This is a genomic window from Streptosporangium sp. NPDC000095 (genome assembly GCF_042899335.1).
Taxonomy (GTDB): Bacteria; Actinomycetota; Actinomycetes; order Streptosporangiales; family Streptosporangiaceae; genus Streptosporangium.
The window spans coordinates 1-8,698 of the sequence record NZ_JBIAZS010000001.1 but is presented as its reverse complement, the minus strand read 5'-3'; the positions used below and the strand labels follow the sequence as shown (position 1 = coordinate 8,698).

Here is an 8,698-nt window from a genome sequence, read left to right as displayed (position 1 = left end):
CTCGGGGCCGGGACGACGATCAGGACCGGCACCTCGGGGGCGCGGGCGGCCCGCGACGGCGGAGCTCGACGAGCTCCGCCGTCCCCGTCGTCCCGGATTTCCGCGGTCCTGCCGTCTCGGCGTCGTGGTCCCGACCGTGTGGGGGACCCACGTATCCGGAGAGACAGGGGAACGTCGGTCTTCGCAAGGTCCCGCCCGCGTGGGGGCCACCCGGTGTGGCGGGACGAGAGGGAACGGCCGGGAACGCGAATCGACCCGGCCGGGGGTGCGTCGACCCGGCCGGGTCGGGTTCGTGCGAGCGGGGTGCGATCACCCGCCCGGTACGGTCCTCAGCTCTCGGACAGCGAGATGGACCTCGACGGGCAGGCGAGGACCGCCTCCCGGGCGCCGATCTGAGCGGAGTCGTCCAGGGTCTCGACCAGGACCATGACGGTTCCCTCGTCGTTCTGGTCGAAGACCTCCGGCGCGATGAGCACGCACTGGCCGGCGCCGACGCAGTGCTCGGCGTTCACATTGACACGCATGACATTCCTCATCCTTGAAAGACCGGGACCGACGACGACCGGCCGGGAGCCTGTGGCGCCGTCACCAGCGGACCGGGAGCTCGTGCAGCCCGAACAGCACACCGTCGTACTTGAACGGCAGGTCCTCGACCGCGCCGTCGAGCCGAAGGGTCGGAATCCGCTGGAACAGGGACGTGAAGACGGTCTCCATCTCGATCCTGACGAGGTTCTGCCCGAGACACTGGTGCACGCCGTACCCGAACGCGACGTGATGGCGGGCCGAACGGCTCGGATCGAACTCGTCGGCCCGCTCGAACGCGTCATGGTCGTGGTTCGCCGCGGCACCGAGCGGCACGATGCCCTCGCCGGCCTTGATGACGTGCCCGCCGATCTCGACGTCCTCCAGGGCCACGCGGAGCGCGACCCGGTCGGCGACGGACAGGTAACGCAGCACCTCCTCCACCACTCCGGGCGCGCCGATCCACTGCCGGTTCAGCAGCAGCATGACCACGCCGAGCGCGATGTTGTTCGCCGTCGTCTCATGCCCGGCGATCAGCAGCAGCAGGGCGACACCGGAGATCTCCTTGGGGGTGAGCACCCCGGCCGACAGCAGCCGGCTGGTCAGGTCCCTGCCGGGGAACCGCTGCTTCATGGTGATCAGCTTGGAGATGTACAGCAGCAGGTCCTTGGTCGCGGACTCGCGTTCGTCGTCGGTCGACGTGAGGGTCACCAGGACGCGCGTCCTCGACTCGAAGAGCTCACGGTCGGTACGCGGCACGCCGAGCAGCTCACAGATGATCAGTGAAGGCACCGGCAGCGCGAACGCGGACACCAGGTCGGCGGTGGTACCGGCGTTGAGCATGTCGTCGATACAGGTGTCGACGACCCGCTGGACGGCCGGACGGAGCTCGGCGACCCGCCGTACGGTGAACTCGGGGATGAGGGCCTTGCGGAAGCGGGTGTGCTCCGGCGGGTCGTACGCGACGAACCAGCCGGGGATCTGGTCGGGCGGAGGCACCGTCCCGTTGCGCCCGATCGTCGGAAAGCCCTCGTGCAGGGGGCTGGCACTGATCCGGGGATCGGTGAGCACGGCGCGCACGTCGTCGTGCCTGGCGACCAGCCACACAGTGCTGCCTCCCGGCAGCGCCGACCTGACCGGTCCCGGCTGTTCCCTGAGCGAGGCGTACTCGTCCGGCGGAGAGAGCTGCCCGCGCCGCCGCCTCGGGAACTCGATGGATGTCGGGTCGCCGCTGTGCGTTTTCATGATGTCGCCACGTCCTTCGGCAGTACCTGGTCGGATCGTTTCAGCGCCGGGTTGCCCAGGATCAGATCGGCGGCCACCCGGGTGCCTCCCGCCTCCTGCTGCGCCTTGGCGAAGAACTCGGCGCGCTCACGGAAGGAAGGGGTGTCCAGCACCTGGGTGATCTTGCCGACCACGTCGTCGACGTCGATGGTCTGCGGGTCGTCGAGGGTGAGGCTCACCCCGCTGTCCACGCCGCGCACCGCCTGGTCGTAGCAGTCGACCCACAGCGGGCGGATGATCTGTGGCTTGCCGAAGTACAGGCTCTCGTGGAAGGCGTTCGCGCCGCCGTGGTTGAAGAAGAGGGCGACGTTGGGATGGGCCAGCACGTCGAGCTGGGAGGGAATCCAGCTCTCGATCCTGAGGTTCGGCGGCAGCTCCTCCCGGGGAGGGAGGAACTGTTGCTGCCCGGCCGGGAGCTTCCACAGCACGGCGTGCCTGCCGTCCAACCGGCGGGCGACCTCCACCAGCGCGTGCACCTCGGGACGGGTCAGCCGGGTGATGGTGCCGAGTCCGACGTAGACCACGGAGGGGTTGGCGTCGAGCCAGCCGGACAGGTCGCGGTCGTCCTGCGCCTCGGGCAACGGCGGGATGATCGCGCCGACCAGGTGGAACTTGTCGGGAAGGGGAAACGGGTACTCCAGCCCGAAGACCGTGTAGCACAGGACGAGATCGGCGCGGTCGACCTTCGCCGACGGACGGAGCGCCTCCTTCGGCAGCTGGATCTGTTTCGCGTACGAGATGCCCTTGAGCGCGAGCCTCAGCATCCTCGGGTGCAGGAACATCAGCGCGGCCCGGATCTTGAACACGTTGCTGTAGACCCGCTGCGGGAACGACATGTTCAGGGGCAGCCCGGTGTGCAGCATGGGGAATCCGCGCGGTGTCCTGGTGATGAGCAGATTGCTCGGCAGGAAGGGCGAGCTGAGGACGTACGGGATGTTTCTCCTGAGCGCGATCATGAGCGCGACGGGGTTCACGCTGTCGAAGATCATGAGAGCCGGGTTCAGCTCCTCGACCAGGGCGTCGAGTGCCAGATACTTCTGCTCCCCGCTGTCGGGGTCGAACCCGCGCCGTACCACCGCGTGGTGTGCCTTCCAGCGGGACCGCTGGGTGGCCAGCCGGTACATCTCGTCGTCCCAGTCGGCTGGGGATTGCAGGGGATCCGTCTCGCCGAGTGAGACGAACCGTACGCCGCTTCCCTCGTTGATGCTCTCGATGTCGGCCCTGCAGGACTCATCCGTCGCGAACCACAGATCCTCCGTGCCACGCCTGGCCAGCTCGGCGGCGATCACGCGCAGGGGGTTGAAGACACCGGCCCCCGGATTGCTGACGAACAGCACTGGTTTGCGGCCCTCGCCCATCACACACACCTCCATCGCGGGAGCCGGACCGTTCGAACAGCCAGTGACGCGCGGGCGCCTGCTCCGGTGCGGATCCGTCCTCGCCGTGCGCGTCTTCCCTGCTCCGACGCCGGCGTGCCCGCACGGTATCGCGGCGACATTAGGGGGATCACTAGTTTTCCCGGGGCGCGGGATCGTGGGCGCGACCGGTCTCTCCCGGAGCTGGTCCGCGCGGTCGAGGGCGCCCGGAGGCGGTGCTGTGGGCGCGGCCGGCGCGCCGGGCTTCCCAAAGACTAGGCGTTTGCCGAGTCGCCATCGGCCTAACTTCGCCGAATGGATGGCATGCTCGACGACTTCTCTCTCAGCGGGAGTCCCGTCGTGCATACCGCCGGTCCTCCTCTTCGACCATGTGGAGACCCGTGCTACCGCCTCCCCTCTCCGGTGGGGACGCCTCGCCGGGTGAGGACACCGCGTGCCGGTGCGTGCGGAGAGGGCCGTGGTGACTGACGCGATCGACGCGGCGGTGGTGGGTGTCCTGGTACCGGCGACGCCGGACGCAGGTTTCCCGACCCCGCCCGACGTACGGAGGCTGTGATGGATACGCCCAGTGAGCAGGTCGTACAGGCGCTCCGGACCTCCATGAAGGAGGCCGAACGGCTAAGGCGTCAGTACCAGAAGCTGGTCGCGGTCACCACGGAACCGATCGCCATCGTGGCGATGAGCTGCCGGTTCCCCGGCGGGGTGTCCTCGCCCGAGGATCTGTGGCGGCTGATCGCCGAAGGTGGTGACGCCACCTCGGGCTTCCCGTCCGACCGCGACTGGGATCTCGATCTGCTGGCGGCCCGCGATTCGGAGGGCCGGCCTCGGAGCGACACCGACAAGGGCGCCTTCATCAGCGACGTCGCGGACTTCGACCCCGGGTTCTTCGGGATCTCGCCGCGCGAGGCGCTGGCGATGGATCCGCAGCAGCGACTCCTTCTTGAGGTGTCGTGGGAGGCCGTCGAGCGGGCCGGGATCAACGCGGCCAAGCTGCGCGGTAGCCGTACCGGGGTCTTCGTCGGCATGAGCGGCCAGGACTACTCCTACCTGATGGTCGGCTCACTGGCCGACCTCGAGGGCAACATCGGGACCGGCATGGGTGCGGCCGCGGCCTCCGGCCGGCTCTCGTACACGCTGGGCCTGGAGGGGCCGGCGGTGACGGTGGACACGGCCTGCTCGTCGTCGCTGGTGGCGGTGCACCTGGCGACGCAGGCGCTGCGCAGCGGTGAGTGCTCGCTGGCGCTGGCGGGCGGGGTGACCGTGATGGCCACCCCAGGTGCGTTCGTGGAGTTCACCCGGCAGGGCGGGCTGGCGCCCGACGGCCGGTGCAAGGCGTTCGCCGACGCGGCGGACGGCACGGGGTGGGCCGAGGGCGTGGGCGTGCTGGTCCTGGAGCGGCTGTCGGACGCCCAGCGCAACGGCCATCAGGTCCTCGCGGTCCTGCGCGGGTCGGCGGTGAACCAGGACGGCGCGTCGAACGGCTTCACCGCGCCGAACGGTCCTTCGCAGCAGCGGGTGATCCGCCAGGCGCTGGGCAGCGCCGGGCTGAACCCCGCCGACGTGGACGTGGTGGAGGCGCACGGTACGGGGACGACGCTGGGTGACCCGATCGAGGCGCAGGCGTTGCTGGCGACCTATGGTCAGGATCGGCCGGAGGATCGGCCGCTGCTGCTGGGTTCGGTGAAGTCGAACCTGGGTCACACGCAGGCGGCGGCCGGTGTGGCGGGTGTGATGAAGATGGTGCTCGCGATGCGGCACGGTGTGCTGCCTCGGACGCTGCACGTGGACGCGCCGTCCTCGCACGTGGACTGGGCCTCGGGCGCGGTGAGGTTGCTGACCGAGCCGACGCGGTGGCCGCAGGTGGATCGGCCGTGGCGGGCGGGTGTGTCCTCGTTCGGTCTCACCGGCACCAACGCTCACGTGATCATTGAGCAGGCGCCGCATGACAAGCGAATCGAGGTGAACACGGAGGACTGGTACCCGGCGGTGACCCCGGATGTGCCTCCGGTGCTGATCTCCGGTCGTACGGCGGAGGCGCTGCGGGCACAGGCCGAACGGCTGGTGTCACACCTGGACGCCGAACCTGATTTTGATCTGACCGACATCGCCTTCTCCCTCGTCTCGACGCGATCGGTCTTCGAGCACCGGGCCGCCGTACTGGCCGGTGCGCGCGAGGATGTCGTGGCCGGGCTACGAGCCGTGGCCGAGGGCCGACCGGGCGCGGGCGTCCTGCTGGGACAGAGCGGACGGCAGGGCAAGGTCGCGTTCCTGTTCACCGGTCAGGGCAGCCAGCGGGCCGGGATGGGGCGGGAGCTGTATGACCGTTTCCCGGTGTTCGCCGAAGCCTTGGACGAGGTGTTCGCCGAGTTCGAGCCGCTGCTGGACGGGTCGTTGCGTGAGGTGGTGTTCGCCGAGCCGGGGTCGGTGGAGGCGGGGTTGCTGGATCGGACCGGGTGGGCGCAGCCTGCGTTGTTCGCGGTGGAGACGGCGTTGTTCCGGCTGGTGTCCTCGTGGGGGATCCGGCCCGATGTGCTGGCCGGTCATTCGGTCGGAGAGATCACCGCCGCTCATGTGGCGGGGGTGTTGTCGCTGCAGGACGCGTGTGTGTTGGTGGCGGGCCGGGCGCGGTTGATGCAGGCGCTTCCCGCCGGTGGGGCGATGGTGGCGGTGGCGGCCTCCGAGGAGCAGGTCGCCGAGCTGCTGGTGGGGCGGGAGAAGGAGGTGTCGGTCGCGGCGGTGAACGGTCCCGCGTCGGTGGTGGTCTCCGGGGGTGAGGAGGCGGTGCTGGAGGTGGCCGCCACTCTGGAGGAGCGGGGGATCAGGACGAAGCGGTTGCGGGTGTCGCACGCGTTCCATTCGCCGTTGATGGATCCGATGCTGGAGGAGTTCCGGGCGGTGGCGGGGTCGCTGACCTACGGTGCGCCGCGGATTCCGGTCGTGTCGACGTTGACCGGGGAGTTGGCGACGGCGGAGTGGTTGTGTTCGCCGGAGTACTGGGCGGAGCAGGTGCGTGGCGCGGTGCGGTTCTCCGACGCCGTCCGTACGCTGCACGGCCAGGGGGTTCGGGCGTATCTGGAGCTGGGCCCCGACGGGGTGCTCGCCGCGATGGCGTCCGACACCATCGCCGCCGAGGATCGGCCCGTCGCGGACGTGGTGGCCGGGGCGGACGCGGTGGCGGTGCCGGTGCTGCGCGGGGACCGGGACGAGCAGTCGACGATCATGACGGCTCTCGCCGAACTGCACGTGCGTGGCGTGACGGTGGACTGGGAGGCGGTGCTCGCGGGCGGGCGCCGGGTGGCGCTGCCGACGTACGCGTTCCAGCGCCGGCGTTTCTGGCCCGACGGCGCGGGTGCGCGGGTGGGGAACCTGGCGGCCGCCGGGTTGGCGGCCACCGGCCATCCGCTGCTGGGTGCGGCGGTCGGGCTGGCCGGCTCCGACGGGGTGCTGCTGACCGGCCGTCTGTCGCTGGGGTCGCATCCGTGGCTGGCCGACTACGTGGTGATGGGTTCGGTGATGGTGCCGGGCAGCGTGTTCGTGGAACTGGCCGTGCGGGCGGGGGATCAGGCCGGCTGCGATGTGATCGAGGGGCTGACCCTGACCACGCCGCTGGTGCTGGGTGAGCGGGACGCGGTCGCGGTGCAGGTGTGGGTGGGATCGGCCGACGAGTCGGGTCGGCGTGAGGTGAGCGTTCATGCCCGGTCGGCCGAGGCGGCCGATGAGGAGCCGTGGGTCGAGCACGCGACCGGTGTACTGACGGCCGGAGACCGCGCCGCTGTGTCGTTCGAGACGGAGGTGTGGCCGCCGCGGGGTGCGTCGGTGATCGAGTTGGACGGGGTGTACGAAGGGCTCGCCGCGAGCGGGTTGGAGTACGGCCCGGTGTTCCAGGGGCTGCGGGCGGCCTGGCGCGGCGCCGACGGTGAGGTGTTCGCGGAGGTTGTGCTGCCTGAGCAGGTGGTGTCGGGTGCGGGGTCGTTCGGGGTGCATCCGGCGTTGTTGGATGCGGTGTTGCATGCGGTGCCGTTTGTGGGGTTGGACGAGGCCGAGGGTGGGCGGTTGCCGTTCTCGTGGGGTGGGGTGTGTTTGCATGCGGGTGGGGCGTCGGAGTTGCGGGTGCGGTTGGTGAGGACTCGGGGTGATGCGGTTTCTGTGGTGGCGGTGGATGGGGGTGGGGGTTTGGTGGTGTCGGCGCGGTCGTTGGTGTTGCGGCCGGTGGCGTCGGAGGTGTTGGCCGCCTCTGGTGGGGGTGCGGGTAGGGATGCTTTGTTCCAGGTGGAGTGGACGTCGTCGGTGGATCTTCCGGCGGCTGACGCGCTCTCGACGGCGATACTCGGCCAGGACACGTTGGGTGTCGCCGCCACGCTGCGGGCGGGCGGGGATTCGGGTGGGGATCCGGTGCCGGTTCACGCGGATCTGCTGTCGCTGGTTGAGGCGGGGCCGGTGCCGGGTGTGGTGCTGGCGGAAGCGGTCTCCGGCCGGGTCGACGGGGTCGCGGAGTCGGTGCACGAGCTGACCTCGCATGTTCTGGACGTGCTGCAGGGGTGGCTGGCCGATGACCGATGCGCCGATTCGCGCCTGGTGTTCGTCACCCGGGGCGGGGTCGTGGCTGGTGAGGACGGCGAAAAAGCGCCGGACCCGGTCGTGGCGGCGGCACGAGGGCTCGTCCGCAGTGCCCAGTCGGAGAATCCTGGCCGGTTCGTCCTGGTCGACATCGACGACGAGCTGTCCTCGTCCGTACTAGCCGGAGTGCTGGCCTCCGGTGAGCCGCAGGTCGCGGTGCGCGGGGGTGAGGTGTGGGTGCCGAGGCTGGCGCGGGTGACGCCGGATTCGAAGGCCGGTGGCGACGTCCGCTCGTGGGATCCCGAGGGGACGGTGTTGATCACTGGTGGTACCGGTGGTCTGGGGGCGTTGTTCGCGCGGCATGTGGTGGCCGAGCGTGGGATACGGCACCTGCTGCTGGTGAGTCGGCGAGGGCTGGACGCTCCGGGTGCGCTGGAGTTGCGGGCCGAGCTGATCGCGCATGGGGTCGAGGTCACGGTCGCGGCGTGTGATGTGGCCGATCGCGATCAGGTGGCGGCGCTGCTGGCCGGGGTGCCGGAGGAACACCCGTTGACGGCGGTGATTCACACTGCGGGCGTGCTGGCCGATGGGACGATCCCGTCGTTGTCGGCCGAGGATCTGGATGTGGTGTTGCGGCCGAAGGTGGATGCGGCGTGGCATCTGCACGAGCTGACCCGAGGGTTGGGTCTGGCCGAGTTCGTGGTGTTCTCGTCGGTGGCGGGGACGTTCGGTGGGGCGGGGCAGGGTAACTACGCGGCGGCGAACGCGTTCTTGGACGCGTTGGTGGGGGTGCGGCGGGCTGAGGGGTTGGCGGGGTTGTCGTTGGTGTGGGGGGCGTGGGGTCGTGAGGCCGGGATGACGGGTGGGTTGGGTGAGGTGGATCTGCGGCGGTTGGCGCGTTCGGGGATGGTGGCGTTGTCGGCTGAGCAGGGGTTGGGGTTGTTCGAGGCGGCGGTGGG

Annotated in this window: 4 protein-coding genes; 1 reads left to right on the top strand and 3 read right to left on the bottom strand. The window is 70.1% G+C overall.

Annotation, left to right across the window (positions count from 1 at the left end; translation table 11 throughout):
- Window positions 1-329: 329 nt before the first annotated feature.
- From ACFY3V_RS00020 to ACFY3V_RS00010, 3 genes are all read right to left on the bottom strand, one after another.
- On the bottom strand, window positions 330-524 hold the full coding sequence (locus tag ACFY3V_RS00020; protein ID WP_362907235.1) for a ferredoxin: 195 nt from the start codon (window positions 522-524) through the stop codon (window positions 330-332).
- 61 nt (window positions 525-585) lie between these two features.
- Window positions 586-1,767, bottom strand: coding sequence for a cytochrome P450 (locus ACFY3V_RS00015; protein ID WP_362907237.1), 1,182 nt, complete (start codon window positions 1,765-1,767; stop codon window positions 586-588).
- Window positions 1,764-3,164: a glycosyltransferase gene (locus ACFY3V_RS00010; protein ID WP_362907239.1), complete on the bottom strand. Its 1,401-nt coding sequence runs from the start codon at window positions 3,162-3,164 to the stop codon at window positions 1,764-1,766. Before ACFY3V_RS00010 ends, ACFY3V_RS00015 begins: the two co-directional genes overlap by 4 nt.
- A 573-nt stretch (window positions 3,165-3,737) precedes the next feature.
- Here ACFY3V_RS00010 and ACFY3V_RS00005 point away from each other — a divergent pair.
- A partial coding sequence (locus ACFY3V_RS00005) for a type I polyketide synthase (RefSeq protein ID WP_389768442.1) occupies window positions 3,738-8,698 on the top strand: 4,961 nt, incomplete at its 3' end.

Coding starts and splice junctions, on each gene's coding strand:
- ACFY3V_RS00020 (WP_362907235.1), bottom strand. CDS start 524: ATGCGTGTCAATGTGAACGCCGAGCACTGCGTCGGCGCCGGCCAGTGC.
- ACFY3V_RS00010 (WP_362907239.1), bottom strand. CDS start 3,164: ATGGGCGAGGGCCGCAAACCAGTGCTGTTCGTCAGCAATCCGGGGGCC.
- ACFY3V_RS00015 (WP_362907237.1), bottom strand. CDS start 1,767: ATGAAAACGCACAGCGGCGACCCGACATCCATCGAGTTCCCGAGGCGG.